The organism is Microbacterium sp. As-52 (genome assembly GCF_049949185.1).
Lineage (GTDB): Bacteria > Actinomycetota > Actinomycetes > Actinomycetales > Microbacteriaceae > Microbacterium > Microbacterium maritypicum_A.
Genome location: NZ_CP188171.1, coordinates 606,783 through 633,523 on the forward strand (window position 1 = coordinate 606,783; position 26,741 = coordinate 633,523).

The following is a 26,741-nucleotide window of genomic DNA, read 5'->3' on the forward strand; positions in this document are numbered from 1 at the left end:
GCGAGATCGAGGGGCCGACGATGAGGAACCTATGGAGTGCGCCGGTCACCCCGCGCGCACGGCCTGCATGAATGCCCCGGCGCGGACGGCGAGCGCGTCGAGATCGCCGCCGGGACTCGCCGCATCGCCGACGAGAGGCCCGCCCACCCCGATGCCGAAGGCCCCGGCGGCGAGGTACTCGGCGACAGTGTCGACGCGCACCCCTCCCACGGGGATGATCCGCGCCTGCGGAAAAGGATCGCGGACGGCGCGGATGAAACCGGACCCGAGCGCCGATGCGGGGAACAGCTTCACCGCTGCACTGCCGAGGTCGTGGCCGCGCTGGATCTCGGTGGGCGTGTAGACGCCAGGGAGCACGCCGATGCCCAGGCTGACCGCATGGGCGACAGAAGCGCTGAGCGTGGGCGTCACCATGAACTGCGCGCCGGCGGCGAGGGCCCTCTCCACGTCGGCCTCGTCGAGCACGGTACCGGCGCCGATCAGCGCTCCGTTCGGCGCGTCCTGCACGACCTGGGCGATCGCCTCCTCCGCGTCAGGCAGGGTGAGTGCGATCTCGAGGGTGAGCACGCCCGCCGCGAGCAGCGTCCGCGCCGCGCCGACCGTGGCGTCGACATCCGTCCCCCGCAGGATCGCGACGAGTCGGGTGCGGCGCAGGCGTTCCTGCAGCTGCGCGTTGTCCACGGTGCTCACGAGGCCCCCTCCTCGATCGAACCGGCCGCCGTCGTCGCCGGCACCGCGCCTCGCCAGGGGAACGCGGGTGCGCCGCCGACCTCCACCTCCACGCCGAGCAGTGCCCCGTCGGCGTCGGCGGGATCGGTCAGTCCGATGCTCGCGGTGGTGATCACCAGCAGCCGGTCGACCAGAGCCACGGCTGTCGGCCGCTTCGCCGGAAGGACGATCGTCTCCAGGAGCTCCCCGGCCGGCGAGTAGCGGCGCACCTCGGACGCATCCCAGACCGCGACCCAGAGCATGCCGTCGAGGTCGATCGTCATGCCGTCGGGGTTGCCTCCTTCGACCCGGCACACCGTGCGGCGGTTCGAGAGCTCTCCGTCCGGCGCCACATCGAACGCCTCGATGCGGCGATGCGGGAGCGTGTCGATGTAGTAGAGCGTGGCACCGGTGCGGTCGAAGGCGAGGCCGTTCGACACGGTGATGCCGCCGAGGCGCGCGACGGGCTGCCCGTCGGGACCGAGGCTCCACAGTGTGCAGTGCGGGTCGCGGGGCATGGCCTGGCTCCCCACCCAGAAGCGCCCGGACGGATCGCCCCCGCCATCGTTCATGTAGTCGCCGGGTCCCGCGATGTCGTCGGTGATCGGCGAGACGACGCCATCGTCGCTCACGTGGACGACGCGGCGGTCGACGCCGACCAGCCACCCCGTGCCCGGCTGCGCGAGCGGGATCGGGGCACCGATCTGCGCGCCGACGACGACCGCGGCCTCGGGAACGACCGTGATGCCCTCGATGCGTCCGCGGTGCAGCGAACCCGTCGCCATGTCGATCCAGAGGAGGCTGCCGTCACGGGCATCCCAGCGTGGAGATTCGGCCTGGACGTAGCGGGCGTCGGAGAGGATCTCGACGGTGCGGGCGGCCTGAGGGTGCGACATCCGGGTCATCCTTCTCTGGTAGGTCATAACCGTTATGTGGCAGACTATCTCACAATATGCATAACACTTGCGAGAAATGTGGATACACGATGATGAAGCGGGGAAACAGCTGATGGCTCCGACACTCCACGGCTTGATGCCCATCCTGGCGACGCCTTTCGACGAGTCGGGTGCCCTCGACCGCGAGAGCCTGCGCCGACTGGTCGAGTTCCAGCTCGCGTCCGGAGTCGACGGCGTCGCCGTCTTCGGAATGGCGAGCGAGGGCTTCGCGCTCACCACCGAGGAGCGCCGCACGATCCTGGACGATGTCGTCCGTGTGGTCGAGGGCCGGGTGCCCGTGATCGCCGGCGTCAACGGCACGTCCACGGCGACCTCGATCGAGCAGGCCCTCCTCGCGGAGGAAGGGGGCGCTGATGCCCTCATGGTGCTTCCGCCGTTCATGGTGAAGCCGCCCGCCGGGACGCTCGTCGACTTCTACGGAGATGTCGCCGACGCCACCTCCCTCTCGGTCATGGTGCAGGATGCCCCCGGCGTCACCGGCGTCGTGATGGCCCCTGCGCTGATCGCCGAGATCGCCCGCCTCGAGGACGTCGACTCCGTCAAGGTCGAAGCCCCGCCGACCGCGCCCAAGGTCGGCGCGGTCGTCTCGGCGATCGACGATCCGAACTTCGCGGTGCTCGGTGGACAGAATGCGCAATTCTGCCTGGAGGAGTATGCCAGGGGCGCCGTCGGCACGATGCCGGCCTGCGAGTTCCCCGACCTCCTCGGTCCGGTGCTCGCGCAGTTCACGGAGGGGCGCGTCGACGAAGCCCGTGCCGAGTTCCGTCGTATGCTCCCTCTCGTGCTGATCGGTCTGCAGGGCGGCATCGCGTGGGCGGTGCACAAGGAGGTCCTCGTCGCGCGCGGCGTGATCGACCACGCGACGGTGCGCTATCCGGCTTCGCGCCTGGACGCCGGCAGCCGTGCATCGGTCAAGCTGGTCATCGACGAGCTCGCCCTTCCGCCCATCCCCACCACGGTGCGCGTGTGACCCGCCGCGGCGTGCTGCTGATCGGCGGCAGTTCCGACATCGGTCTCGCGATCGCCCGCGCCTTCGTCGACGGTGGAGACGCCGTCGTCGGGGTGGGGCTCGAAGACTCCGACGATCCCGTCTTCGAGCGGTACCTCGTCGCGGACTGCAGCCGACCGGAGGCCGCCGACCGCGCCGTCGCGGATGCGGAGCAGGCGCTCGGCCGACTCGACGTCGTCGTGCTCGCGGCCGGCCGCATGCCGATCGCCCGCGCGGAGGCGACGAGCGACGAAGACTGGCGCGGCGCGCTCGGCGCCACGCTCGACTCGGCGTTCTTCGTGGCACGAGCCGCTCTCCCCCGCCTCGCATCGGGGTCGTCGATCGTCGCGGTGACCTCGGTCAACTCGTCCCTCGCGGCTCCTGCCCTCCCGGCCTATGCGGCCGCGAAGGCCGGCGTGGACGGCCTCATCCGCCAGCTCGCCCTCGACTACGGCCCCCGCGGCATCCGCGTCAACGCCGTGCAGCCTGGCAGCATCTCGGCCGTCGACACCGGAGAGAGCGAGGGCTACCCGCTCGGGCGCATCGGGCGCCCGGAGGAGGTGGCTTCGGTCGTGGCGTTCCTCGCCTCCGACGCCGCATCCTTCGTCACCGGCACCTCGATCGCCGTCGACGGCGGTCTGTCGATCTCCTCGCCCGCCGCCTGGCTGAAGCCGGTGCTGCGGGAACGCTGGCTCTGAGCCGCTCGTTCCCACGAAGAAGGCCGCGTCCCCATCGGGACGCGGCCTTCTGACTCTGCGATCCGCTCAGGCGTTCGCGTCGAGCAGACCCTGCACTTCCTTCTTCAGCGCGTTGAGGCCGGCCTGCACCTCGACCTGACCGGCGAGGATCGTCGCGACCCCCGCTCCGATGGCCGCATCGATCTGCGCGGTGACCGCGACGCGGTCCCAGGCGGCGCCACGGGCGTGCTCGGAGACCTCGGTGCGGAACGCGCCCTGGAACTTGTCTGCCGCGAGGGCCGGGATCTTGTCGGCGACGCTCTTGGCGGCAGGTGCCACCGCGGAGTTCTCGTACAGCGCGGTCGCCGCTTCGACATTGGTCGCGGCGTAGAGGATGAAGTCACGGCTCGTGAGCTCTCCCTCGCCCGCCGTCGCGAAGACACCGCTGCCCCAGGCCCGGTTGAAGGAGTCCTTGCCCCCGGCGGTCGGACGCGAGATCGCGCCGATGTTGTCGATGATGTTCTGGGCGGCACCGTTCGTCTTGACGAAGGTCGATGCGAGCGGGGCGTCGTCGTACAGGGCCGCCCGTCCGCTCGCGAACAGGATGCGGGCATCGCTGCGCGCCACGTTCGTCTGCGTCAGCCCTGCGTCCTGCAGGGACTTGTACCAGGTGACGGCCTTGACGCTCTCGGCGTCGCCCAGGGTGCACTTCAGATCGTCGGTGACGACGTCGCTGCCGAAGCCCCACATCCACGGGACGGCGTCCTTGAGGTCGGGGTTCTTGGTGACGGCGGCGTACGGGATCAGCGAGGAGTCCTGCTTCTTGATCTTCTCGAGCGCCGTGGCGAACTGCTCCACGGTCATGCCCGACTTGATGCCGACGCTCTTCGCGATCTCTCCGTTGGTGATGATGCCGATGCCGGCGGCCGTCAGGGGCAGCACGAGCAGCTTGCCGTCCATCGTGTACGAGTCGAGCACACCCTGCGGGATGCCGAGCCCCTTCGCGAGGTCGGAGAGGTCGGCGAGCACGTTCATGGGGGTGAGCACCTGCCACCCGCCCGACTGTCCGACGCCCATGAGGTTGCCGGAGCGTCCGGTCAGCGCCAGCTGGGTGGCCGCCTGATCGTACGGGTAGATCACGGGGGCGACCTTGACGCCCTCCTGCTTCGAGAATCCGTCGAGGATGCCCTGCCATGCCGACTTCAGGGCCTCCTCGCCGAGCGAGTTGCCGTAGAAGTTGATGGTCTTGGCCTTCGTGGCCCCGGCGGCCGTGGCTCCGGCACCGGTGCCGGGGGCGGCGGGAGTGGCACAGCCGGCGAGCGCGAGAGCGCCGAACGCGGCGAGGACCGTGCCGCCTCCGAGGAAGGCTCGGCGGCTCAGCTGCGAGTTCGAGATGTTCATGAGACTGCTCCTTCGGGATGAGGGGGACGAGCTGTTCTGCGGTGCATCGCTAGCCCTTGACCGCTCCGGCGGCGAGGCCGGAGACGAAGTAGCGCTGCAGGAGGATGAAGATGATGACGAGCGGGAGGGAGGTGATGAGGGACGCCGCCATGAGTGCCGGCCAGTCGGCCGTGCCCTCGCGGATGAACGCCTGGGTGAGTCCGGCGGGCAGAGTCTGCTTGTCGGGGCCGGCGAGCGTGAGGGCGAAGAGCAGATCGCTCCAGCCGCGCATGAACGCGAACATGCCCGCGGTGATGAGACCGGGGACCACGAGCGGGAACACGATGCGGAACATCGTGCCCGTGCGTGACAGGCCATCGACCTTCGCCGCCTCGATGATGTCGTCGGGGAGGGCGTCGATGATGCCCTTCAACAGGAACACCGCGAGCGGCAGCGTGAACGTCGTGAACGAGATGATCAGCGCCGTGTAGGTGTACAGCAGCCCGGCCGAGCTCAGCATCAGGTACAGCGAGATGAGCAGCAGGGCGCCGGGGATCAGCTGGCCGATGAGGAACATGAACATGACGGCGTTCCGGCCGCGGTAGCGGAACTTCGACAGCGAGTACGCCATCAGCCCGCCGACCAGGACCGCGAGCAGGGCGGTTCCGGTGGAGACGATGATGCTGTTCATGAGGTTCTTCAGCAGCAGGTCGTTCTGGAAGAAGCCGACGAAGTTCTCGAAAGTCGGGTCGACCGGAAAGAACGGACGGTCCAGGGAGAAGACGTCCTCCTTCTTCGTGAACGCGGTCGCCGTGAGCCAGTACACCGGCAGCAGGCCGAACAGAGCGAGGAGCAGGAGCAGCACGCGCCCCGGGATGGACAGGTGGGGGCGGATGATCGACTCCCCCACATCGCGACTACGGCGCATCACTTCTCCAGCCGTCGGTTGAGGAACAGGTATCCGGTCGTGATGATCGCGAGCAGGACGAGCCAGAGCGTGCCCATGGCCGAGGCCTTGCCGAGCTCGTAGCTGCCGAAGGCCAGGTCGTAGAGGCTGACCGCGAGCGTCGTGGTCGAATTGCCGGGCCCGCCGCCGGTCATGACGAAGATCGTGTCGAAGTTGCCGAAGTTGTAGATGAACTCGAGCACCGCGACGAGGGTGACCGGGCCGGCGATGTGCGGCAGCGAGATGTGGCGGAACCGCTGCGCACGCGTCGCACCGTCGATCGTGGCCGCCTCGATCTGCTCGCTCGGGAGGGTCTGGAGCACCGCGAGGGCGACGACCATGATCCACGGGAACGAGTGCCAGGTCTTGGCGATGACCACGGCGGCCATCGCGCCGGTCGGGGTGCCGAGCATGCTGACCTCCGGCAGGCCGAAGACCGAGAGCACGTGGTTGACGACGCCGTAGCTGTCGTTGAAGATCCACGCCCAGAGGAAGGAGACGACCACGCCGGGGAGCAGCCAGGGCAGCATGAGAGCGCCGCGCAGGATGTTGCGTCCGCGCATGCGGGCGTTCAGCAGCAGGGCGAGGGCCACACCGAGCACGAGGGGGAAGACCGTGGAGAGCGACGCGAACACGAGGGTCGTGCCGAGCCGGGCGAAGAACTCCTCCCACACGGCCGCATAGTTGTCCAGACCCACGAAGGTGCGCTCGGGACGCAGGAGCGATTGATCGAACAGGCTCGTGAAGATGCTCGACACGAGGGGGAAGATCGCGATCACGAGGAACAGAAGGACCGCAGGAAGTGCGATCATGAAACCGAAGGTGCGATCCTTCGCGCCCAGCGTGGAGCGTCGCCCGGAGCGTGGCTCGACGGCCTTCTGCTCGCTCTCCGCGGGCCGCTCGAGTATGGCTTGTTGCATTGCAGTCACTTTCCAGTAGAGACGACCCCCGGGGGCCCTGCGCGTCGTCGTCACAGTCGTCAACGTCGACGTGCGGCCAGTTAACCACAATGCGGATGCGAAATCCACAAAATGCATAAGACACCCACATTTGTGTTGCTCGAAGCCATTTCACTGCATAAGATGACTGGCAGCGGCGACCAGCCGCAGCGTCGCATCCGCGGCGGCAGTACTGAGGAGGAGTGACCATGGCATCGGAATCGGTGGGCGGCACCCAGACCGTCGAACGGGCGATGTCGTTGCTCGCATGCTTCACCGAGGAGTCCGGCGAGCTGAGGGTCTCCGAGCTGTGCACCCTCACCGGGCTCGGCCAGTCCACCGTCTCGCGCATGATGTCGGCACTCGACCGCATGAAGTTCGTGGTGCAGGACGCCCGCACCGGCCTCTACCGCCTGGGACCGGCAGCCGTGGCGCTCGGCACGATCGCCCTCAACGGCTCCCCGATCTTCCGCGCGTCGCGGCAGATCGCCCAGAATCTCGCCCGCAAGATCGAGATCGGCGTGAACGTCGCCGAGCTCAGCGGCTTCACCTTCACCTACCTGTGCAACTTCGAAGGCGCACTCGCGCCCAAGTCCTTCGCGATGGCCGGACGCACCGGCCCTCTGCACGCCACCGGCCTCGGCAAGGCCCTGCTCTCCGGCATGACCGATGAGCAGGTGGATGAGTACTTCGCCCAGACGCCTCAGCGCTTCACCCCTCATACGATCGTCGACCGTGCAGCCATGCAGCTCGCCCTCGACGAGACCCGCAGCCGGGGCTATGCGACCGAGATCGAGGAGCTCGCCTTCGGACGCGCGTGCATCGCCGCCCCCATCCGCAACCGCGCGGGTGAGATCGTCGCCGGGCTCTCCGCGAGCGGTCCCCTCTCGGTGCTCGACCTGCACGCCCCGCACCAGGAACTCGCGCTGCAGCTGATCGAAGCCGCCGACGAGATCTCCGTGGCTCTCGGCTACAGCCCGTCCCGCACCGCGTCGGCCTTCGCCGCGCTCTGACTCCTCCGCCGCGACGCGGCCCCCTGATCCGATCCTGATCCCTGACCGCGGCACCAGCCGCCGGCCGCTCGCCCCTCGATGTCTTTGGAGACCCCTGTGAGAATCACGCGCGTCCAGACCTTCCCCCTCTACCTGTCGAAGGAGGAGGCGAACAACTCCTACGCCGGCGACACCGCAGTCGACCACCGCGGCTACGTGATCCGCCCGCCGTGGCGGAGCCTCTACTCCCCCGGCTACGAGACCCTGCTGGTGAAGATCGAGACCGACGAGGGTCTCGTGGGTTGGGGCGAGGCGCTGGCACCGGTCGCTCCCGTCGTCGCCGCGGCGATCGTCGACAACCTGCTCACCCCCCTCATCCTCGGTGAGGACCCACGCTCGGTGCGCACGCTCTGGCACCGCATGACAGAGTCGATGCGCGAGCGCGGGCACCTCACCGGCCACCAGGCCGACGCCATGGCAGCCGTCGACATCGCCCTGTGGGATCTCTGGGGCCATGCGACCGGCCTCTCGGTCTCCGAGCTCGCCGGGGGACGCTTCCACGAAGTGCTGCCGACCTATGTCTCCGGGATCCGCGGTGTCGACGACGTCGAGCGGGCGGAGAAGGCGGCCGAGCTCGTCGAGGGCGGCGTGCGCCGCATCAAGCTGCACCTCGGCGTCGACATCCGCACCGACCTCGCCACCTACGACGCGGTCCGGGGTGTGCACCCCGACCTCGACGTCGCGCTCGACGCGCACTGGACCTACCGGCTCGGCGAGGCGCGGGCCCTCGGTCGGGAGCTCGACGACCGGAGGGCGTGGTTCTTCGAAGCACCGTTGGCTCCCGAAGACGTGGAGGGCCACCGCGACCTCGCGACCGCGCTCGCCACGCCGATCGCGGTCGGCGAGGCGATGCGCAGCCGCTTCGAGTTCACCGACTGGCTCACCCGCCGCGCTGTCGGCCTCACGCAGCCCGACATCGGCCGCACGGGCATCACCGAGGGCCTCGCGATCGCGGCTGTCGCCGATGCGTTCCACGTGCAGGTCGCGCCTCACCACTCCGCGGCCTTCGGCATCGCGATGGCCGCCGGTGTGCACGTCGCGGCGAGCGCCGCCTCGCTCCTCGCGTTCGAGTACCAGCCGTTCACGCTCCCGGTCGCCAACCGCCTGCTCACGACACCGCTCGAGGTGCGTGCCGACGGCGGGTTCCTGGTCCCGACCGGTCCCGGCCTCGGCGTGACCGTCGACGAGGACGCGATCAAGGAGTACGTGCGGCACTGACGCCCCTCCGCACCCACCCCTTTCGTCATGTCAGTCCCCGATGCGCACGAACTGCGCCGCGCTGACGCGGTGGATGCTGGTGTTGCGGACCTCGAGCCGCACTGTTCCGGTCGCACCGGCCGCGTAGCGGAACGAACCCAGCGATCGCCACGCTGCCGCGCCCTGGGTCTGATCCACGATCACCTCGGAGCTGCCGTTCTGATGCTCGACGACGTAGGCGGCCGCGGTCGTGGTCGTGGGGTTCGTCGGGTACCAGACCGAGACGCGGTAGAGCCCCGCCTGCGGAAGGTCGACGTTCCACGTCACGGTGCTGCCCACGGAGTCGGAGTCGCTGTAGCGCGTGCGCGTGCCGTTCCAGCCGGAGAGTCCACTGGGATACCAGTTGCCCGATTCCAGGTAGCCCGGCCACGGCGACTGCGTGTGTGCGATCACGCCCTCGTCGGCGACGCGCACGAGCACTCCGCGTCGCAGAGTCTGGTCCAGGCGTGCCTCGAATCGGGTCGACGATCCCGGCGCGACGCCGGCCCCTGCCGTCACCGTCCAGGTGTGAGTCAGATCCGACCTCGGCGGCACCGTGATCGTCGCACTCTGCTGTCCGACGCTCCACCCGGTGAGGCCGTAGAGCGCGAGGGTGCCCTGCAGCGGGGTGACCCCGGTGTTGATGACGAGTGCCGTCAGCTTCGCGACCGCGCCGGGACCGCTGACGATCTCGACGTCCGAGGTGAGCGACACCAGGCGGCGACGGTCGATCACCTCGATCGCGGCGGGGCGCAGCGTCACGGGGTCCTCGCCCGTGACCGTCAGCTTCGCCTTCACGTCGACCTCGCCGAGCGCCGCTGCGGTCGCGATGACGGCCGCGGACTCGACCCGCGCGGAGCCCTGCGCGGGAACGGAGATCGCCGGGACGACACCGTCGAGGCTCCAGCCAGACGGCAGGGTCACAGCCACGGTGCCGGTGACGGGGTCGTCGGTCGCATTGCGCACTTCGATGATCAAGGGAACCCGGTCTCCGGCGGTTCCGGTCGCCTGCGCGATCACATCGCCCGCCAGCCCGGGGTTGGCCCCGCTGATCCGCGACGGCAGCTGGAGGGTGACCTCGGGCGTGGTCGTGCCCCCGGAGGTGATCGTGTACCGGAACGTCTTGGTGAGGTCGTCGACGGGGATCGTCCACTCGAACGGGTACGCCTTCTGCGGAGCCTGCTGCACCGCCTGCGCACCGATGCGGTACGACAGCGTGGCCTGCTGCTCGGTGTCGATCTGCACGTAGGCGTCGTACCCCTGCCCGTCGGGACGCACCAGAAGCATCCCGCGCGCGACCCCGTACTCGGTGGCGGGATCGGAGTCGAGCTCGTGGAAGCTGTCGCGCCCGTGATCGACGACGTCATCGAACGGCAGCCCCGGCCGCTGCACCGTGACGTTCCGCACCACCAGGGCCAGCAGTCCGCGTGCGGGCACCGTGACGGTGATGCGACCGTTCTGGGCCGCCGAGGTCGAGCGGGCGCCGTTCGCGGCGACCACCTCGACCGCGGTCGACGAGCTGCGGGGCAGGCCGGTGAGATCAGTGGAGAGGTCGACGACCACCTGCTGCGCGGTGCCCGCGGAGTTGGTGAGGCTCACGTACAGGGCACCGTTGCCGACGCCGCCGATCCAGTTGACCAGAGGGTTGTCGACCCCGATGAGCCCCTCGGGGAAGTACGGCCACACGCCGTCCTCGCCGAAGAACGTTCCCGGCGCATGACCGTAGGCGAAGAACTTGAAGTAGGCGAAGTCGGCCTCGAACACGTGCGGGAACTCGATCGCGCCGGCGCTGCGGTAGAAGCTCTCACTGATCAGGTAGTCCATCGCGAGTCCGAGCTGAGCCGGCGCGTGGTGGAAGTAGTAGCCCGTGATCCCCACCGGACCGCTCGTCGCGAAGTCGGGCTTCATGTGCGCGACCTGGAACTGCCGCCCGTAGTAGCCGGGATACGTGGTGAACCGTCCGATCACCATGTTGTGCGCGATGTCAGCGAGCAGCTCGTCTCCGGTGTGATGTGCCAGGCGCAGCAGAGCTCCGGCCCAGCACGGGTTGAACACGTAGCCGCCGCCCGGGTTGGTCAACGTGCTGACACCGAGCTTGAACGACGACAGCGCCTCGAACGTCAGGCCGGAGGGCGAGACGTACCAGGCCGGCACCGTCTCCGTCGGAACGTTCGTCGTCGGGTACGACGGGAGCGACGAACGCGACTCCCAGTCGTACTGCTGCTTGATGACGGCTCCGACCGGGACCGTGACGTTCGTGTCGGGAACCGGGCGCACCGCCGTCTGCGTGATGAACCGTTGCACCTCGCGATATGCCCCGTCGAGGAACTCGGTCTCGCCCGTCGCCTCGAACATCTCCAGAAGGTCGACCCAGTACTTCGAGAAGCTGTAGGCGAAGCCTCCCGGCGGTTGGCCGTTGCTGCGATACGGCGTGAGGATCTGCTCCTGCGCATACCTCCGGGCGATCAGCGTCGCCTCCGCCAGATAGGCGGGATCCCCCGTGACGCGGTAGGTCGCCAGCGCGTTCGAGAACGGCGCCCTACTCTGCCCGACCACGCCCGCCTTGGTCGCCTGCACCGCAAGCCGCTGGATGCCGGCGTTGCGGCCGTGCGTGAGCTGGTAGAGCGACGCGAGGTTCACGGCATCGGTGGGAATCTTCCCGATCCGGTACTGCGTCTTGTCGTTGTACACCGGGCTGCCGATCATCGGCGTGTGCCCGATGCCCTTGCGGGAGAGCTGGTACTCCACGAGCGGACGCGCACGACGGTCGTAGAGCGTGCTGTCGGCGGTCCCGGTCAGGTAGTGCGCGGCGAGCACGACTCCGCTGGCCGCCGTGCGGACCGCACCCTCGTTCTCGACGTCGACGAATCCCTTGGCGCGGTTCCACCAGCCCGAGTACGACGGCACGTAGTCGAGGGAATCGTCGCCGCTCGGCTCGACCGCGATCAGGGCGGTCATCGCGTGCACCGCGTCGGTCAGCGAACGGTCGTACACATTGCGCCGATACGCGGTGAGGCCGTACTCGTTCCGGCACAGTTGCGTGTACGTGCCGTACACGGTGTCGGCTCGAGCGGCGATGCCGAAGGCGAAGCCGCGCTGCTGTCCGACGGTCATGGCCGTGCGCAGCCCGGGCTGCGGCGAGTACATGGACGGCACGATGTCGAGGCTGTCGTTGCGCAGGCTCATGCCGTACGGCTGCCGATCCGACATGAGCTGCCGTTCGTGCACGAACTCGGCCACCTCCGACGGCAGGTACACACCCGAGGTGACGGCGACGTCGCCCACGGAATACTGCGTCAGCGCCATCGGGGCGAAGAGCTCCCACGCTCCCAGGGGCGCGGAACCGTCGAGCACCGAGAGAGCGTGCTGGTACGAACCGCACAGCACCTCGTCGAGGTCGTCGAGCGACTTCGTGTCCTGGCTCTGATAGCCGACGATGTAGTCCCCCGCAGTCTTGGCCGTCACCACATAGTGCGCTTCAGGATGGCTGCCCTCCAGACGCCACCGCACGACCAGGTCGACGTCGTCGGTGCTCGTGGTCAGCTCGATCGCCTGCGGCCCGAGCACCTGGAACGAGGTGAATCCGAGCCAGCTGGGCGTGAGCGGTCCGTACAGCTCCGGCGCGCTCCCCGACGGCAGCGTCCCCTCCAGCACCAGCCACTGCTCGTCGAACCGGTGGGCGGGATCGGTGATCGCCAGCCAGCCGCCGTTGCGCTTGACCTCGAGATCGCGCACGATGGTCGCCCCGCCGTCCCAGGTGGCCTGGAAGAACGTCATGCGGTGGTCGTCCCCGACCAATTGCGCGACCTGCGTGAACGCCAGGTTCGGTTTGTCCAGGCGGCGGAGGGCATCGGCGTAGACCCCGCCCGACGTCGTGAGTTCTGTCGCTGCGGCGGGGGCCGAGCCGTAGGGCGAGCCCAGCACCGGAGGAAGCACACCGGCGATCACGAGCATGCGCAGCACGGAGCGGCGGCTCCACAGCAGGGGATTGTCTTCGGCTCCGTTGCCAGCTATTGAATCCATGATGCACATACTGCAATTCATATGCGATCATGTCAATGGATCCGCCTCGCCGATCACGCGCGCTCCTCCCCCTGTCGGCGCCGGTAGCGTCATCGAGGCAGACCATCCGGAAAGGACGCCCGCGGTGACCCACAACCCTCCCGAGGAGATGACCGAGTACTCGCTGGGCGCCCTGCTCACACCGCTCGCATCGCCGGACGAGCCCGACGACTTCGACGACTTCTGGCAGGCGACGTTCCAGGAGTTCGGCGTCGGACCGGTGGCGTGGGAGGTCGCACGGGAGCACCCCGCGACCGCGACGCATGGTGTGACGGAGATCCGCTTCCGCTCCTCGGCCGGGGAAGACGCCACCGCCTTCGTGATGCTGCCGCACGCCACCGCCGACGTCCGCAGCGGCCTCGTCGTCGGACATGGATACGGCGGTCGGACCGGACCGGACATCGAACGGGTGCCCGCCGGCACCGCGGCGATCTTCCCCGTCGCCCCCGGGACGCACGTCGGCACCGCCAGCCGCTTCCCCGCCTCGCCCGACGAACACGTGCTGGCCGGAATCGCACACCGCGACACGTACTCGCATCGGTTCAGCGCAGCCGACATCTGGCGGGCGGCGACGGTCCTCCTCGAGATGGCGCCGTCGGCGGCGACAGCTCTCGACTTCAGCGGCGGCAGCTTCGGCGGTGGCATCGGCGCCCTGGCGCTCCCCTGGGATGCCCGGTTCCGCCGTGCGGCTCTCGACGTGCCGAGCTTCGGGAACCACGATGTGCGCCTCTCGCGGCACTGCACCGGGAGCGGAGAGGCCGTTCGCCAGCACCTCCGTCACCACCCGGAGGTGCGGCCGGTGCTCGACTACTTCGATGCGGCGACCGCCGCACGGCGCCTGCGCATACCCGTGCACGTCAGCGCGGCGGTGCTCGACCCCGCGGTGGACCCGCGCGGACAGTTCGCGGTCTATCACGCACTGTCGGGCCCCAAGAGGCTCGGGGTGCGCGCAGGCGGTCACCTCGACGGACCGGTCGGCGTGCTGTCCGACCGACTCGCCCTGCAGGACGGCATGGATTTCCTCGCGCTTCCCGACGAGCGCATCGCGTGAGCGCGTCATCTCCTCGCGACGCGGCATCTCTCAGAGAACACATAGTATTCTCCATAGAAATCGCATAGGAGATTCCGCAGAATAGGGACATGACCAGCGACCTGCCCGAACTGCGCCGCCCCGACGGCTCCCCCCTGCGCATCCTCGCCGTCGACGACGAGCAGATGCTCACCGATCTCCTCGCCATGGCCCTGCGCATGGAGGGTTGGGAGGTGCGCACGGCCTCGTCCGGGATGGAAGCCCTCCAGGTGGCGCGCGAGTTCGAGCCCGACGCGCTGGTGCTCGACATCATGATGCCCGATCTCGACGGGATGTCCGTGCTCAAGCGGCTCCGCGAGTCCGGCAACCTCGTCCCCGTGCTCTTCCTCACCGCGAAGGACGCCGTGGGCGATCGCGTCGCCGGGCTCACCGCGGGCGGCGACGACTATGTCACGAAGCCGTTCAGCCTGGAAGAGGTGATCGCCCGCCTGCGCGCGATCATCCGGCGCACCGGTCACGCCACGGCCGACGACGGGCAGTCGATCCTGCGCGTCGCCGACCTCACCCTGAACGAGGACAGCCACGAGGTCGTGCGCGACGGCACCGAGATCGAGCTCACCGCGACCGAGTTCGAGTTGCTGCGCTATCTGATGCGCAACGAACGCCGTGTGCTCTCGAAGGCGCAGATCCTCGACCGGGTGTGGAGCTACGACTTCGGCGGCAAGTCGTCGGTCGTCGAGCTGTACATCTCCTACCTGCGCAAGAAGATCGATGCCGGCCGCACACCGCTGCTGCACACCGTCCGGGGCGTCGGCTACATGATCAAGGCTCCGCAGTGAGCTCTGCGACGGTGATGAGGCGGCCGATGAGCCTGCAGACACGGCTGATGACCGCCGTGATCGGGTTCGTCTCGCTGATCCTCATCATCGTCGCCGTCATCACCAGCGCGACGCTGGGCAGCACGTTGGAGCGGCAGCTCGACGAGAAGGTCGAGAGCTATGCCGCGGGCATCACGAAGCAGCTCGTCCAACAGGTCCCGGCTGAACGAGCCACGGTCGACAACATCCTCAAGGGCGGCAACCCGCAGATTCCCGGCCTGCTGTTCGCCGTCGCGAGTCCTGTCACCGGGGCAACCGGAATCGCCTTCGACAACTCGAACGGCGACCTCGGCGGAACATCCCAGGCTCTCACAGCGGATCAACTGCACGAACTCATCAGCGCTCTGGGCAGCGGCACGCCGGCGACCGTCTCGCTCGCGGGGCTCGGTTCCTACCGGGTCGTCGCAAACCCTGCGAGCACGGGCGTCGTGGTTGTCACCGGACTCCCCCGTGACGAGATCCAGAACCAGCTCACGCAACTGCTCACCGTCATCGCCCTCGCGACCATCGGCGGGCTCATCCTGCTGGCGCTGACCACTGCGATCACGATCAGAGTGAGTCTGCGACCACTGCGTGCTGTCGCGATGACCGCGACCAGGGTCGCCAACCAGCAGCTCGATCGCGGCGAGGTGACGATCACCGAGCGCGTACCGGCGTCCGAGGCGGATCCGCGCACCGAGACCGGGATCGTCGGCGCCTCCCTGAACAAGCTGCTCGATCATGTGAACACGTCGCTCGCCTCCCGCCAGAAGAACGAGGAGCGGATGCGGCGCTTCGTCGCCGACGCCAGCCACGAGTTGCGCACCCCGCTCGCCTCCATCCGTGGATACTCGGAATTGTCGCTGCGCGCGCTGCGTCAGTCGAACGCGCAGGCGGAGCGTCCCGAGGTCATCGAGGGTACGACCTCGTCGTTGGAGCGCATCCAGGCCCAGTCGCTGCGGATGACCCGCCTCGTCGAGGACCTGCTGCTGCTGGCCCGACTCGACGAAGGCCAGGAGCTCGTCTACGGCACGGTCGACCTGACCCAGCTGGCCCTCGAAGGCCTCTCGGACGCACGCCCGACCGCGGCCGACCACCACTGGAACATCGACGTGCCCGATGAACCCGTCACGATCGTGGGAGACGCCGGACGCATGCATCAGGTCGTCGCGAACCTGCTCGCGAACGCCCGCACCCACACGCCCGCCGGCACGACCGTGACACTGAGCGTCGCGCAGGAGGGTGAGGATGCCGTGCTGCGCGTGCACGACGACGGTCCGGGCATCGACCCCGCCATCCGTGACGAGCTGTTCGCCCGTTTCGCCCGTGGAGACAGCTCGCGGGCCCGGCAGACCGGCGGCACGGGCCTCGGACTCGCGATCGCGAAGGCCATCGTCGAAGGGCACCATGGCTTCATCACCGTCACCAGCGAACCCGGTGACACGACCTTCACCGTCCGCATCCCGCGTAACCCGGCGGCAGCCGACGACGACACCGCCGAGGCCTGACCCGACGGGTCCCTCGGCTCAGTATCCGGCGAACGCGTCGGTGGTGAGGCTGCGGGCCTTCTGCAGGGCAGGGGCGAGGTCGGCGATGAGCCGCGGCGGGCCCGAGATGAACGCATGACGCATGGCCAGGTCGGCGACGGCGCGCTCCAGGGTCTCCGCATCCAGACGTGCGCCTCGCGCCCAGGACCAGTGCGCGGGCAGATCGCCAGGCTCGTCACGTGTGAACACCACGGTGCGCACCCCCGTCGCAGCGAGCTCATCGCGGAAGGCGAGCTCTGAGGCGTCGGAGGCGACATACACGAGCACCACATCGCGGCGCTGACCGGTCGCCTGCAACTGCCGCAGCTGCGAGACGAACGGTGTCACCCCGATGCCGGCCGCGACCATGAGCACCGGCTGGTCTCCGCGAGGAAGGATGAAATCCCCCCAGGTGCCGGTCACCGCGAAGGTCGCCCCCGGCTCTGCGGCGGCGAGAGCGCGCTTGTAGCTCGACGGATGCTTCTGGTCGCCGTTCTTGTACGCGATGCGCAACGTCGGAAGATCAGCCGGTGCCGACACGATGCTGAACTCTCGACGGGTTCCGCGTGCGTCGGGGCGATGATGCGGAACGTCGAGCTCGAGGTACTGCCCCGGAAGGAAGCGCACGCGCCCCTTGGCACGGAACGTCAGCTCCTGCGCGGTCGGGGTGACGAACTCACGCCGCTCGAGCACGAGCCGCACAGAACCGCGCAGGGCGAACGCGAACGCCACCAGGTTGCCGATCAGCAGCGCACGCTCCTGACCGAGGGTGAACAGCCCGGCCACCGAGATCGGCCACCCCGCGAGCAGACCCACCACGACGGCCACGACGAGCTGTTGCCGACGGCGCGGCGGGAGGGTCAGCGGCTCCGAGAGCATGAACGCCCCGAGGAACAGGAAAGGCGACTGCAGCACCGCGAACTGCAGCGCCGTCACGATGTCGAACGAGATGTCGAACTCTGTGGCCTGCACCATCTGACGCACGACCGACGTGGCGACGGCGACGAGCAGGAACACCAGCACGATCCGGATCTTTTCGGTGCGCCACAGCACGGCGAGGCCCAGCACCGCCACAGGGATCGTGAGCACCGGCGTGCCGACCCACCACGACGACGAGGTCCCCAGCCACTCGAACGCTCCGAAAGCGCCGAGGATCGAGACCACGGCCGCCCCGAACGCGGCGGGGTTGAAGATGTGCCGCCCGCGCCACGCGATCAGGTACTTCGAGACACTTGCGACGGCGCCGGCGAGAGCGAGACCGAGGAGCGCGCCAGGCTCGATGCCCGGCCGGAGGACGAACAGGAGGATGAGTGCGGTCACCAGTGACGATTCGACGCGCCAGGGGAGTCGGAGGATGCGCTGCGCCACCGCGTCCACGGCGGAGATGACGACCGCGAGCACGAGGAACGAGGCCACGAGCTCGAGCGGGGTCGGCGAGACGATCACGCCGAAGAGCGACAGGACGAAGGCGATGACCGCGAGTGCGACGAGCGCGAACAGCACGAGGCGGTACATCGACAGCGAGCCCAGCACCGCGAGGACCCGCTGTCGTGCGGCGGCGAATGAGGTGATCACTTCTCCACTCTTCCCTAATTCCGACCTGAGGGGTGCGACGCCCCCGCGGCGACGAACAGTTCGGCCGGGCATCCGGGCGAGCGCTGCACGCGCCCGTCGGTGCTCATGCGCACCCACTCGACGTTCCACATCGCTGCGAGCTCGACACCGCCGTCGAAGAAGAGAGCCGTCGCCACGGCGTCGGCCGTCATCGCCTCCGGCGCCCATGCCCAGGTCGCGGCCCACGTGCGCACGGGCATCCCGGTGCGGGCATCCAGCACATGATGCAGCCCGCTCCCCCACGCCCTCCGGTTGATCGCCGAGGCGCACAGCGCCTGGTCGTGCACGTCGACGACCCCGATCGCCTTCGTCGGATCGTACGGGTGCTCGAGGCCGATGCGCACACCGGAGCCGCGGACCCGGATGTCACCACCGGCGTCGACCACGAGGTCTCCGGGCACCGCTGCCAACACCGCCGCCACGAGGTCGACGAGACGCCCTTTGCCGAGCGCGCCGACATCGATCAGGGCAGGCGCCGAGGCCGTGACATCGGTATCCGTCCAGGACACGTCCTGTTCCCAGTCCGCCGGGGCGCGCACAGGTTCACCCGGCACGAGGGAGTAGTCGGCGTCGTACCCGAGCGCGTCGAGGCTGTCCGCGACGAGCGGGTTGACGGCGCCTCCGGTCGCGGCGGAGAGCCCACGGTACGCGTCGAGCATCGGCCGGGCATCGACGGAGGCGAAGCCGCCCCCCTCACGTCCGAGGCGCACGACGTCCGAATCTGCACGGAATCGGGACCACTCGCGGTCGAAGCGGTCGATCTCCGCCATCACCGCGGCGCGTGCCGACTCCGGCAGGGGTTCCGTCGTCTCGATCTCCCACTGCGTCCCGATGGCCTCGAAACGCCAGCTGGCCATGGTGGATCAGGCGCCTAGGCGGCGGCCTGCTCCTTGATCGCCTCGACGGCCTTGTTGAACCCACCGCTGGTGAGCGACGAGCCGGCGACGCGGCTGACGTTCAGGTCGTCGAGAGCCTTGCCGTCGACCTGCTCGGCGATCCCGTCGATGAACTGCCCCTGGTACTGCTTGCTCTCTGGGGCCTGCGGGTCGCCGGTCACCTCGACATCGGTCACGACGCCGTCGGCGAGGGTCAGGGTGACGGAGATCTGCTCCACCGTCTCGGGCGTCTGGTACGACCCATCGGCGGTGTAGGTGCCGTCGGCGTAGGTTCCCGTGGAGTCGCCGCCGGAGGACGACGAGGAGGAACCGGCGTCCGGAGTGCTGCTGTTGTCGGCGGGCGCCTCGGCGTCGGCGTTTCCGGAGCATCCGGCGAGGACGAAGAGTCCCGCGATCCCGAGGAGTGCGGTTCCCTTGCGGACAGAGGTCGGTACGGTCGTGCGGATCATGGTGGTCCTCCCGGCTCGGTGTCGGCCGACGCGCTCGTCGGCCATTCGACCGTAAGCACCCCGGCTATGCGCGGGCTGTGCCGTGACGATGCGTTACGCGTCGCCGCCGAACATGCTCGTCACCGAGCCGTCTTCGAACACCTCGTGGATCGCGCGCGCCAGCAGCGGGGCGATCGGGAGGATGGTCAGCTTGTCCCAGCGACGCGACTCGGTGAGCGGGATCGTGTCGGTGATGACGACCTCGTCGATGGACGAGTCCTGCAGCCGATCGGACGCCGGGTCACTGAAGATCGCGTGCGTCGCTGCGACGATGACGCGATGGGCGCCGTTCGCCTTGAGCGCCTGGGCGGCCTTGACGATCGTGCCGCCGGTGTCGATCATGTCGTCGACGAGGAGACAGGTGCGGCCGTCGACGGCACCGACGATCTCGTGCACGGAGACCTGGTTCGCGACCTTCGGGTCGCGCCGCTTGTGGATGATCGCCAGCGGTGCACCGAGGCTGTCCGACCAGGTGTCGGCGACGCGCACGCGGCCCATGTCGGGCGAGACGACGGTGAGGATCTCACGGTCTTCGGGCGACAGCGTGCGCTCGAAGTAGTCCAGGAGCACGGGCTTGGCGAACAGGTGGTCGACGGGACCGTCGAAGAAGCCCTGGATCTGCGCGGCGTGCAGATCGACGCTCATGACCCGGTCGGCGCCCGCGGTCTTCAGCAGGTCGGCGACGAGACGGGCGCTGATCGGCTCACGACCGCGGCCCTTCTTGTCCTGACGCGAATACGGATAGTACGGCGCGACGACGGTGATGCGCTTGGCCGACGCGCGCTTGGCGGCGTCGATCATGATGAGCGTCTCCATGAGCCACTCGTTGACCGGCTCGCCGAAGGTCTGGATCAGGAAGAGATCCACACCGCGGATCGAGACCTCGAAGCGGGCGTAGATCTCGCCCGAGGCGAACGTCCGGTGCTCGACCGGTGCGATCTCCGTGCCGAGGGCCTCGGCGACCGCTGCGGTGAGTTCGGGATGCGAACGTCCACCGGCGACGACGAGCCGCTTCTTGGTCTTCGCGATGATCCCGGGGGCCACGCCGTTGTCGCGATCCAGATCGACCGTCTTCTTCTTGCGCGCCATGTCCGCCTATTCCGCCGAATTCTCGCGGGACGCAGCATCCGCCGCGCCCGTCCCTGCTCTGTTCTTCTCGACCCAGCCCTCGATGTTGCGCTGGGGGGCGACGCTTATGGCCAGCGCGCCGGCGGGGACGTCCTTGCGGACGACGGCGCCTGCACCGGTCTTCGCACCGGCTCCCAGCCTAACGGGCGCGACGAGCACCGTGTGCGACCCGGTGTGCACCTCGTCACCGATCTCGGTGCGGTGCTTGTTGACGTCGTCGTAGTTCGCCGTGATGGTGCTCGCGCCCAGGTTCACCCCGCGGCCGATCGTCGCATCGCCCACGTAGGAGAGGTGCGGAACCTTGCTGCCCTCGCCGATCTCGGCGTTCTTGGTCTCGACGTAGGCGCCGATCTTGCCCCGGGCTCCGAGGATCGTGCCGGGGCGGAGGAACGAGAACGGGCCGACGGTCGCCTCGGCACCGATCACGGCCAGCGTGGCATCGGTGCGGCGGACGATCGCGTCCTCCCCGACCTCGCAGTCCACGAGTGTCGTGTCCGGACCGATGACGGCACCGGAGGCGATCACCGTGGCGCGGAGGATCTGCGTGTTCGGGAGGATCGTGACGTCGGGTGCGAGCTTCGCGTCGTCGTCGATCCAGGTGGTGGCGGGGTCGATCACGGTCACGCCCTCGAGCTGCCAGCGACGCACGATTCGCTGGTTGAGCAGGCGCCCGACCAGAGCGAGCTGCGCGCGGTCGTTGACTCCATAGGTGACCGTGACATCGGACACCACCGATGCCGCGACACGGTCGCCGTCGCGACGGAGCAATCCCGGCACATCGGTCAGATACATCTCACGCTGGGCATTGTCGAGACTCAGCTGGGGCAGGTACGCCCGCAGCGTCGCGGCGCGGAACACGTACATCCCGGCATTGATCTCGCGGACGGCGGCCTCTTCCTCGTTCGCATCCTTCTGCTCCACGATGCGGTCGACCCCACCGTCGGCATCGCGCACGACGCGTCCGTAGCCGGTCGGATCGTCGACCAGTGCGGTCATCAGCGTGGCCGGCGCGCCCGAGGCGCGGTGCTCTGCGAGGAAGGCGGAGAGGGTGTCGGCATCGGCGAGTGGACAGTCGCCGGAGAGGACGAGCACGTCGCCGTCGAAGTCGGTGGGGAGCGCATCGATGGCCACCTGCACCGCACGACCGGTTCCGGGGATGTCGTCCTGATCGACGAACACGGCGTCGGGGTAGTCGGCGGCCAGCGCCGCGACCACCTGGTCGCGTTCGTGCCGCACGACGACCTCCACGTGCGCCGCCTGCAGCCGGCCCGCTGTGGTGAGCACATGCCCCACGAGCGGACGCCCGCTGATCGGGTGCAGCACCTTGGGCAGGCGCGACTTCATGCGCGTGCCCTGTCCCGCAGCGAGGACGACGATGGCGAGATTGTTCCCAGTCATGCTCCGCCGCCAGGACTCGAACCTAGACCTCACAGCTCCAAAGGCTGTCGTGCTGCCATTACACCACGGCGGACCGCGCCGCCCACGAGGGCGCCGCGGCATCAAGTCTGCCATGCCCCGGCCCCGGTTCCGCTGACACCCCGTGCGTCATCCACCCGAAACACCGCTCTGGGATGCTGGCGTCATGAGCATCGTGATCGAACGGGTGGAGACCGCAGACCCCGCCCTCGCCGAGTTCCTGATCGCCCATCATGCGGAGTTGGAGCACACGGCTCCACCGGAGAGCCGTCATGCCCTGGTGTTCGAGCGTCTGCTCGTCCCGGGAGTGCGGCTGTTCGCCGGGCACCTCGACGGCCGCCCCGTCGCCACCGGCGCCCTGGCGACGGTGGCGGAAGGGCACGAGGAGATCAAGTCGATGCGCACCGACCCCGCGCTGCGCGGGCGCGGTCTCGGACGCACCATGCTCGCCTTCCTGCTGGAGGATGCCGAGGCGCGCGGCATCAGCCGTGTCTCGCTCGAGACCGGGAGCGCCGAGTTCTTCGTCCCGGCGCGCGCCCTCTACTCCGCCGCCGGCTTCCACGAATGCGGCCCGTTCGGCGGTTACGTCCTCGACCCGCACAGCACCTTCATGACGATCGACCTGCCGGCGGCGTCCTGATCCCCGAGCCGCACACGCGATAATGGGCGGATGAGCGAGGTGGATGAGGTCGACCGGATCGTCGGCGCGTGGAACACCCAGCGCCCCGACCTCGACTTCTCCCCGCTCGAGGTGCTGTCGCGGATGGACCGGCTGTCGCGCCACCTCGACCGTGCCCGACGCGACGTGTTCCGCCGCAGCGACCTGGAGCACTGGGAATGGGATGTGCTCTCGGCGCTGCGCCGAGCAGGGGCGCCGTTCCAGCTCTCCCCCAAGCAGTTGCTGCAGCAGACTCTGGTCTCGAGCGGCACGATGACCAACCGGATCGACCGTCTTGTCGGCCGCCGCTTCGTGCGCCGCGAGGCCGACCCCGGCGACGGGCGCAGCGTGCTGGTGACGCTCACCGACGATGGGCGCATCCGCGTGGATGCCGCCATCACTCGTCTCGTCGATGTGGAGGCCGACCTGCTGCGGGCCCTCTCGCGCTCGGATCGGGATCGCCTCGCGGGGCTGCTGCGCAAGCTGAGCCTGAGCTTCGACTCGTGACCGGCCGCATCTGATGGGCATGCCCTCCCCCCTCCCCGTGCGTGACGGCGTGGGAGCCACACGATTGCACGTGCCCCTCTCCGGCTCGTGGCCCACCGTCGCCGCCTACATGGTCGAGCGCTTCTTCCACCTCGACCCCGAGCGTCTTCTCCAGCGGTTCGACCGCGGCGAGATCGTGCGGGCCGACGGCTCCCCCGTCCCGCGCGACGCCCCGCTCGGCAGCGTCGAATTCGTCTGGTACTACCGCGAACCCGCCGTCGAGACGCGGATCCCCTTCGAGATCGAGGTCCTGCACCAGGACGAGCATCTCGTGGTCGTCGACAAGCCGCATTTCCTGCCCACGACTCCCGGCGGCAAGTTCCTGCAGAACTCGGCGCTGGTGCGCCTGCGCAACCTCCTCGACAATCCCGACCTGGCGCCGATCCACCGCCTGGATCGCGCGACCGCCGGCCTGCTGATGTTCTCGACACGACCGGCGACCCGCGGCGCCTACCAGCTGATGTTCGAGAAGCGGCAGGTGCAGAAGGTGTACGAGGCGGTGTCGGAGCTCCCCGATCACGGCGAGCTCCCCTCGTTCCCGCTCGTCTACCGCAACCACATCGAGAAGCCCCGCGCCCAGGTGCGTGTGCAGGTCGACGATGCCAGGGAGCCGAACGCCGAGACGCTGATCGCGCTGATCGGCAGCGACGATCGCGTGGTGCATACGCTGCTCCGCCCGCACAGCGGCAAGATGCACCAGCTGCGCGTGCACCTGGCCGCCCTCGGCATCGGCATCCTGAACGACCGGTTCTACCCGGAGCTGCTCGACGACCTGCCCGACGACTTCGACCGCCCGCTGCAGCTGCTCGCTCGTGAACTGCGCTTCATCGATCCGCTGAGCGGGACGGAGCGGGTGTTCACCACTCGTCGCACCCTGCAGGAGGCGCCTGCCGACGAGAACCCGGTCGAGAGCCCCGTCAGCGGCGCATGACCTTGCGGGCCAGGCGGGTTCCGAGCGTCTGCGCCACGTGCACGAAGACGACGATGAGCAGCACGGCCGCCCACATCACCACGGGCTCGAACTGACGACGTCCGTAGGTCAGTGCGAAGTTTCCGAGACCGCCTGCACCGATGTAACCCGCCATCGCGGTCATGTCGATGAGGGCGACGATGACGAACGTGTACCCGAGGATGAGCGGCCCCAGGGCCTCCGGGATCACGACCGTGAAGAGCGTCCGCCAGGGGCCGGCCCCCATGGCGCGTGCGGCTTCGATCACTCCGGGTGAGACCCCGACGAGATGCTGTTCGACGATGCGGCCGATCGCGAACATCGAGGCCACGACGAGCGCCACGATCGCGGCGTTCGTGCCGATGCCGCTGCCCACGATGAAACGCGAGAACGGGATCAGCACCGTGATGAGGATCACGAACGGGATGGGGCGGAAGAAGTTGATGAAGAGGTTCAGGACTGCGGAGACCGCCCGATTCTGCAGCATCCCTCCCGGCCTGGTGAGGTACAGACCGACGCCGATCAGACCGCCCAGCAGGCCGCCCAGCACCAGCGTGAGAGAGACCATGTAGAGAGTCTCGACAGCAGCCGTCCAGAACTCGGGCCCCAGCTCGATGAGACGATCCATCAGCGCACCTCCTCGCTGTCGATGTCGGACACGTCGACATGTGGGGCGATGCTCGCGAGCGTCTGCTCGATGACACCGTCCTCACCGCGGATCGCGAGAGTGAGGTGTCCGAAGGCACGCCCGCGGATGTCGTTGATGCCCCCGAACACGAGCTCGAATTCCAGTCCCGCGTCGGCGAGCTGGAGAAAGACCTGCGCCTGGGACGGACCGCCGTCACGGAACGAGAACGTCACGAGGCGTCCATCGTGACGTTCACGGAGCACCGCCCGTTCAGACGGAGAGGGCACCCCCTTCACGACCGTGCCGACGAACCGCTGCGAAGCGGCGTGCTGTGGGTTGGAGAAGACCTCGAACACGTCGCCGTGCTCGATGACGCGACCGCGGTCCATGACGGCGACCTTCGTCGCAATCGTCTGGATGACATCCATCTCATGCGTGATCACGACGATCGTCACGCCCTGTTCCTCGTTCACCTTCTTGAGCAGTGCCAGCACCTCGTGCGTGGTCTCCGGGTCGAGCGCGCTGGTCGCCTCGTCTGCGAGGAGGATGGCCGGCCTCGTGGCGAGGGCTCTGGCGATGCCCACACGCTGCTTCTGACCGCCGGAGAGCTGTTCGGGGTATGAGCGCGCCTTGTCGCTCAACCCCACGAAGCTGAGCAGCTCGGTGACACGCGCCTCGATGTCGGGCTTCGACCACCCGGCCAGCTTGAGGGGATACGCGACGTTCGCCCGCACGCTCTTCGACGAGAAGAGGTTGAACTGCTGGAAGATCATTCCGATTCCACTGCGCACCCGGCGCAGCTCGCGCTCCGCGAGAGCCGTGATCTCCACGCCATCGACAGTGATCCGCCCCTCGGAGGCAGGCTCCAGAGCATTGATGAGACGCACGAGCGTCGACTTGCCTGCGCCGGAGTATCCGATGATGCCGTAGACATCTCCCTGATCGATCTGCAACGTGACGCCGTCGACCGCCGTGATCTGCTCGTCAGCCCCAGCCGGGGACGGGTATCTCTTCGATACGTTCTCGAGGGACACGATGGGCATGGAGTGCTCCGGTCTTGAAGGGGAAAGGAAGGGCGTGGTCGACCTGCAGACGACGAATCGGGCGACGCTCGCGCGTCGCCCGATTCTCTCAGGTCGACCTGATCAGCTGTTCGCCGCGACGTCCTTCTGAACGTCCTTGAGCAGCGAGGCCAGCTCGTCGGCCGGTGTCTGCAACGTGACGCCGGTGCCGCCCGACGACTTCGCCAGGCCCTCCTGCACGTTCTTGTCGGTCTGGAAGATCTCGACCAGCTTGAGGTAGGTCTCGTTGTCGACGTCTTCGGCGCGCGACGCGAAGATGTTCACGTACTGGAGCGCACTCGGGTCCTCGGGGTCGTCGGTGAAGAGCGCGTCGTCGAACGAGAGCCCCGCGTCCTCCACGAAGTCGTTGTTGATGACGGCTGCTGCGACATCGGGCAGGGCTTCAGGGGTGAGGGCCGCTTCCAGCGCTGTGACCTTGACCTTGGACGTGCTCTCATCGACGTCAGCGAGATCCGAGAAGGCGGTGCCGCCGTCCTTCAGATCGACGAGTCCGGCGGCCTGCAGCACCAGCAGCGCCCTGGCCTGGTTCGAAGCATCATCGGGTACAGCGACGGTCTCGCCTTCCGGGATGTCCTTCACGGAATCGTACTTCGTCGAATAGAGACCCAGCGGGTAGATCTGCGTCGATCCGATCGCCGCGAGATCATCGCCCGATGCCTCGTTGTACTGAGCCAGATACACGATGTGCTGGAACTGGTTGAGGTCCACCTCGCCCTCGCTCAACGCAGGGTTCGGAAGCTCGTACGAACCGAAATCGACGAGCTCGACCGTGATGCCTTCCGCCGCAGCCGCATCCACGAACGCGGGCCACTGCGGATCGCTCTCGCCGACGACGCCGATCTTGACGACCTCGTTCTCGGACGATCCCTCACTGCCGGATCCGGCATCGGACGACCCCGTGGCGCACCCGGTGAGTGCGACGAAGAGCGGGACCGCGGCGAGCGCGGCCAGGATGGAAGTGGTACGGCGTGACATGTGAA

24 protein-coding genes and 1 tRNA gene are annotated in these 26,741 nt (G+C 68.5%); 10 read left to right on the forward strand and 15 right to left on the reverse strand.

From position 1 onward, the window contains the following. Positions 1-45: 45 nt before the first annotated feature. Positions 46-690 (reverse strand): bifunctional 4-hydroxy-2-oxoglutarate aldolase/2-dehydro-3-deoxy-phosphogluconate aldolase, encoded by a 645-nt coding sequence (locus ACLFA2_RS02965; RefSeq protein ID WP_292768461.1) that lies wholly within the window; start codon positions 688-690, stop codon positions 46-48. Beyond that, positions 687-1,604: an SMP-30/gluconolactonase/LRE family protein gene (locus ACLFA2_RS02970; RefSeq protein ID WP_292768470.1), complete on the reverse strand. Its 918-nt coding sequence runs from the start codon at positions 1,602-1,604 to the stop codon at positions 687-689. Before ACLFA2_RS02970 ends, ACLFA2_RS02965 begins: the two co-directional genes overlap by 4 nt. A 112-nt stretch (positions 1,605-1,716) precedes the next feature. On the opposite strand from ACLFA2_RS02970, the gene ACLFA2_RS02975 reads away from it, so the two are divergent. Together ACLFA2_RS02975 and ACLFA2_RS02980 are read left to right on the forward strand one after the other, a co-directional pair. Continuing rightward, positions 1,717-2,634: a dihydrodipicolinate synthase family protein gene (locus ACLFA2_RS02975; protein WP_426622012.1), complete on the forward strand. Its 918-nt coding sequence runs from the start codon at positions 1,717-1,719 to the stop codon at positions 2,632-2,634. Beyond that, positions 2,631-3,350: an SDR family NAD(P)-dependent oxidoreductase gene (locus ACLFA2_RS02980; protein WP_029260539.1), complete on the forward strand. Its 720-nt coding sequence runs from the start codon at positions 2,631-2,633 to the stop codon at positions 3,348-3,350. Before ACLFA2_RS02975 ends, ACLFA2_RS02980 begins: the two co-directional genes overlap by 4 nt. Positions 3,351-3,416: 66 nt before the next feature. Here the strand turns inward: ACLFA2_RS02980 and ACLFA2_RS02985 are convergent, their stop codons facing one another. Genes ACLFA2_RS02985 through ACLFA2_RS02995 form a run of 3 tightly spaced genes read right to left on the reverse strand, consistent with a single transcriptional unit; the run spans position 3,417 to position 6,575 of the window. Beyond that, a complete protein-coding gene (locus ACLFA2_RS02985) occupies positions 3,417-4,730 on the reverse strand; it encodes an extracellular solute-binding protein (protein WP_021199738.1) in 1,314 nt (437 codons plus the stop codon). A gap of 49 nt (positions 4,731-4,779) precedes the next feature. After that, positions 4,780-5,637, reverse strand: coding sequence for a carbohydrate ABC transporter permease (locus ACLFA2_RS02990; protein WP_021199739.1), 858 nt, complete (start codon positions 5,635-5,637; stop codon positions 4,780-4,782). Beyond that, on the reverse strand, positions 5,637-6,575 hold the full coding sequence (locus tag ACLFA2_RS02995) for a carbohydrate ABC transporter permease (RefSeq protein WP_021199740.1): 939 nt from the start codon (positions 6,573-6,575) through the stop codon (positions 5,637-5,639). The genes ACLFA2_RS02990 and ACLFA2_RS02995 overlap by 1 nt, the downstream gene beginning before the upstream one ends. 227 nt (positions 6,576-6,802) lie before the next feature. On the opposite strand from ACLFA2_RS02995, the gene ACLFA2_RS03000 reads away from it, so the two are divergent. Then, positions 6,803-7,606 carry an IclR family transcriptional regulator gene (locus tag ACLFA2_RS03000; protein WP_021199741.1) on the forward strand — a complete coding sequence of 268 codons (804 nt, stop codon included), beginning with the start codon at positions 6,803-6,805 and terminating at the stop codon, positions 7,604-7,606. 96 nt (positions 7,607-7,702) lie between these two features. Further along, positions 7,703-8,863 carry a mandelate racemase/muconate lactonizing enzyme family protein gene (locus ACLFA2_RS03005; RefSeq protein ID WP_021199742.1) on the forward strand — a complete coding sequence of 387 codons (1,161 nt, stop codon included), beginning with the start codon at positions 7,703-7,705 and terminating at the stop codon, positions 8,861-8,863. A gap of 30 nt (positions 8,864-8,893) precedes the next feature. Here the strand turns inward: ACLFA2_RS03005 and ACLFA2_RS03010 are convergent, their stop codons facing one another. After that, positions 8,894-12,904, reverse strand: a complete 4,011-nt coding sequence (locus tag ACLFA2_RS03010; protein ID WP_426622013.1) for a hypothetical protein — start codon at positions 12,902-12,904, stop codon at positions 8,894-8,896. A gap of 124 nt (positions 12,905-13,028) precedes the next feature. Here ACLFA2_RS03010 and ACLFA2_RS03015 point away from each other — a divergent pair, with 124 nt between their 5' ends. From ACLFA2_RS03015 to ACLFA2_RS03025, 3 genes are all read left to right on the forward strand, one after another. Further along, on the forward strand, positions 13,029-13,994 hold the full coding sequence (locus ACLFA2_RS03015) for an acetylxylan esterase (RefSeq protein WP_426622014.1): 966 nt from the start codon (positions 13,029-13,031) through the stop codon (positions 13,992-13,994). Positions 13,995-14,083: 89 nt separating this feature from the next. Then, the gene (locus tag ACLFA2_RS03020) at positions 14,084-14,812 is read left to right on the forward strand and encodes a response regulator transcription factor (protein ID WP_017828429.1); all 729 of its coding nucleotides are present in this window, start codon (positions 14,084-14,086) and stop codon (positions 14,810-14,812) included. Between the two features lie 26 nt (positions 14,813-14,838). Then, positions 14,839-16,338, forward strand: a complete 1,500-nt coding sequence (locus ACLFA2_RS03025) for a sensor histidine kinase (RefSeq protein ID WP_021198767.1) — start codon at positions 14,839-14,841, stop codon at positions 16,336-16,338. 18 nt (positions 16,339-16,356) lie between these two features. Here the strand turns inward: ACLFA2_RS03025 and ACLFA2_RS03030 are convergent, their stop codons facing one another. The 6 genes from ACLFA2_RS03030 to ACLFA2_RS03055 form a co-directional block, all read right to left on the reverse strand. Then, entirely contained in the window at positions 16,357-17,931 is a 1,575-nt protein-coding gene (locus tag ACLFA2_RS03030; RefSeq protein ID WP_167253388.1) for an FAD-dependent oxidoreductase, read from the reverse strand. Positions 17,932-17,945: 14 nt separating this feature from the next. Beyond that, on the reverse strand, positions 17,946-18,827 hold the full coding sequence (locus ACLFA2_RS03035; protein ID WP_426622015.1) for an FAD:protein FMN transferase: 882 nt from the start codon (positions 18,825-18,827) through the stop codon (positions 17,946-17,948). A 14-nt stretch (positions 18,828-18,841) separates the two neighbouring features. Beyond that, complete coding sequence (locus tag ACLFA2_RS03040; protein WP_167253385.1) at positions 18,842-19,315, reverse strand: FMN-binding protein; 474 nt, start codon at positions 19,313-19,315, stop codon at positions 18,842-18,844. Positions 19,316-19,408: 93 nt separating this feature from the next. Beyond that, positions 19,409-20,443 (reverse strand): ribose-phosphate diphosphokinase, encoded by a 1,035-nt coding sequence (locus ACLFA2_RS03045; protein ID WP_021198771.1) that lies wholly within the window; start codon positions 20,441-20,443, stop codon positions 19,409-19,411. Positions 20,444-20,449: 6 nt separating this feature from the next. Then, positions 20,450-21,880, reverse strand: a complete 1,431-nt coding sequence (gene glmU / locus ACLFA2_RS03050) for a bifunctional UDP-N-acetylglucosamine diphosphorylase/glucosamine-1-phosphate N-acetyltransferase GlmU (RefSeq protein ID WP_426622016.1) — start codon at positions 21,878-21,880, stop codon at positions 20,450-20,452. Position 21,881: 1 nt separating this feature from the next. Then, positions 21,882-21,953, reverse strand: a tRNA-Gln gene (locus ACLFA2_RS03055). Between the two features lie 111 nt (positions 21,954-22,064). On the opposite strand from ACLFA2_RS03055, the gene ACLFA2_RS03060 reads away from it, so the two are divergent. The 3 genes from ACLFA2_RS03060 to ACLFA2_RS03070 are packed head-to-tail and all read left to right on the forward strand — an operon-like array spanning position 22,065 to position 24,033. Next, a complete protein-coding gene (locus ACLFA2_RS03060; protein ID WP_426622017.1) occupies positions 22,065-22,538 on the forward strand; it encodes a GNAT family N-acetyltransferase in 474 nt (157 codons plus the stop codon). A gap of 30 nt (positions 22,539-22,568) precedes the next feature. Then, on the forward strand, positions 22,569-23,063 hold the full coding sequence (locus ACLFA2_RS03065) for a MarR family winged helix-turn-helix transcriptional regulator (RefSeq protein WP_021198774.1): 495 nt from the start codon (positions 22,569-22,571) through the stop codon (positions 23,061-23,063). Between the two features lie 19 nt (positions 23,064-23,082). Continuing rightward, positions 23,083-24,033, forward strand: coding sequence for a pseudouridine synthase (locus ACLFA2_RS03070; RefSeq protein WP_197020511.1), 951 nt, complete (start codon positions 23,083-23,085; stop codon positions 24,031-24,033). On the opposite strand, the gene ACLFA2_RS03075 is transcribed toward ACLFA2_RS03070, so the two are convergent. The 3 genes from ACLFA2_RS03075 to ACLFA2_RS03085 all read right to left on the reverse strand — a co-directional run bounded on the left by ACLFA2_RS03075 (position 24,020) and on the right by ACLFA2_RS03085 (position 26,736). After that, complete coding sequence (locus ACLFA2_RS03075; RefSeq protein WP_021198776.1) at positions 24,020-24,679, reverse strand: methionine ABC transporter permease; 660 nt, start codon at positions 24,677-24,679, stop codon at positions 24,020-24,022. The two genes, ACLFA2_RS03070 and ACLFA2_RS03075, sit on opposite strands and share 14 nt — an antisense overlap. Then, entirely contained in the window at positions 24,679-25,722 is a 1,044-nt protein-coding gene (locus tag ACLFA2_RS03080; RefSeq protein ID WP_021198777.1) for a methionine ABC transporter ATP-binding protein, read from the reverse strand. The genes ACLFA2_RS03075 and ACLFA2_RS03080 overlap by 1 nt, the downstream gene beginning before the upstream one ends. Positions 25,723-25,824: 102 nt before the next feature. Further along, the gene (locus ACLFA2_RS03085; RefSeq protein WP_021198778.1) at positions 25,825-26,736 is read right to left on the reverse strand and encodes a MetQ/NlpA family ABC transporter substrate-binding protein; all 912 of its coding nucleotides are present in this window, start codon (positions 26,734-26,736) and stop codon (positions 25,825-25,827) included. Between the last annotated feature and the right edge of the window lie 5 nt (positions 26,737-26,741).

Excerpts from the sequence above, each read along its gene's own strand:
- ACLFA2_RS02970 (WP_292768470.1), bottom strand. The coding sequence starts at position 1,604 with ATGTCGCACCCTCAGGCCGCCCGCACCGTCGAGATCCTCTCCGACGCC.
- ACLFA2_RS02975 (WP_426622012.1), top strand. The coding sequence starts at position 1,717 with ATGGCTCCGACACTCCACGGCTTGATGCCCATCCTGGCGACGCCTTTC.
- ACLFA2_RS02985 (WP_021199738.1), bottom strand. The coding sequence starts at position 4,730 with ATGAACATCTCGAACTCGCAGCTGAGCCGCCGAGCCTTCCTCGGAGGC.
- ACLFA2_RS02990 (WP_021199739.1), bottom strand. The coding sequence starts at position 5,637 with ATGCGCCGTAGTCGCGATGTGGGGGAGTCGATCATCCGCCCCCACCTG.
- ACLFA2_RS02995 (WP_021199740.1), bottom strand. The coding sequence starts at position 6,575 with ATGCAACAAGCCATACTCGAGCGGCCCGCGGAGAGCGAGCAGAAGGCC.
- ACLFA2_RS03000 (WP_021199741.1), top strand. The coding sequence starts at position 6,803 with ATGGCATCGGAATCGGTGGGCGGCACCCAGACCGTCGAACGGGCGATG.
- ACLFA2_RS03010 (WP_426622013.1), bottom strand. The coding sequence starts at position 12,904 with ATGGATTCAATAGCTGGCAACGGAGCCGAAGACAATCCCCTGCTGTGG.
- ACLFA2_RS03020 (WP_017828429.1), top strand. The coding sequence starts at position 14,084 with ATGACCAGCGACCTGCCCGAACTGCGCCGCCCCGACGGCTCCCCCCTG.
- ACLFA2_RS03025 (WP_021198767.1), top strand. The coding sequence starts at position 14,839 with ATGAGCCTGCAGACACGGCTGATGACCGCCGTGATCGGGTTCGTCTCG.
- ACLFA2_RS03035 (WP_426622015.1), bottom strand. The coding sequence starts at position 18,827 with ATGGCCAGCTGGCGTTTCGAGGCCATCGGGACGCAGTGGGAGATCGAG.
- ACLFA2_RS03040 (WP_167253385.1), bottom strand. The coding sequence starts at position 19,315 with ATGATCCGCACGACCGTACCGACCTCTGTCCGCAAGGGAACCGCACTC.
- ACLFA2_RS03045 (WP_021198771.1), bottom strand. The coding sequence starts at position 20,443 with ATGGCGCGCAAGAAGAAGACGGTCGATCTGGATCGCGACAACGGCGTG.
- glmU (WP_426622016.1), bottom strand. The coding sequence starts at position 21,880 with ATGACTGGGAACAATCTCGCCATCGTCGTCCTCGCTGCGGGACAGGGC.
- ACLFA2_RS03060 (WP_426622017.1), top strand. The coding sequence starts at position 22,065 with ATGAGCATCGTGATCGAACGGGTGGAGACCGCAGACCCCGCCCTCGCC.
- ACLFA2_RS03065 (WP_021198774.1), top strand. The coding sequence starts at position 22,569 with ATGAGCGAGGTGGATGAGGTCGACCGGATCGTCGGCGCGTGGAACACC.
- ACLFA2_RS03070 (WP_197020511.1), top strand. The coding sequence starts at position 23,083 with ATGCCCTCCCCCCTCCCCGTGCGTGACGGCGTGGGAGCCACACGATTG.
- ACLFA2_RS03075 (WP_021198776.1), bottom strand. The coding sequence starts at position 24,679 with ATGGATCGTCTCATCGAGCTGGGGCCCGAGTTCTGGACGGCTGCTGTC.
- ACLFA2_RS03080 (WP_021198777.1), bottom strand. The coding sequence starts at position 25,722 with ATGCCCATCGTGTCCCTCGAGAACGTATCGAAGAGATACCCGTCCCCG.
- ACLFA2_RS03085 (WP_021198778.1), bottom strand. The coding sequence starts at position 26,736 with ATGTCACGCCGTACCACTTCCATCCTGGCCGCGCTCGCCGCGGTCCCG.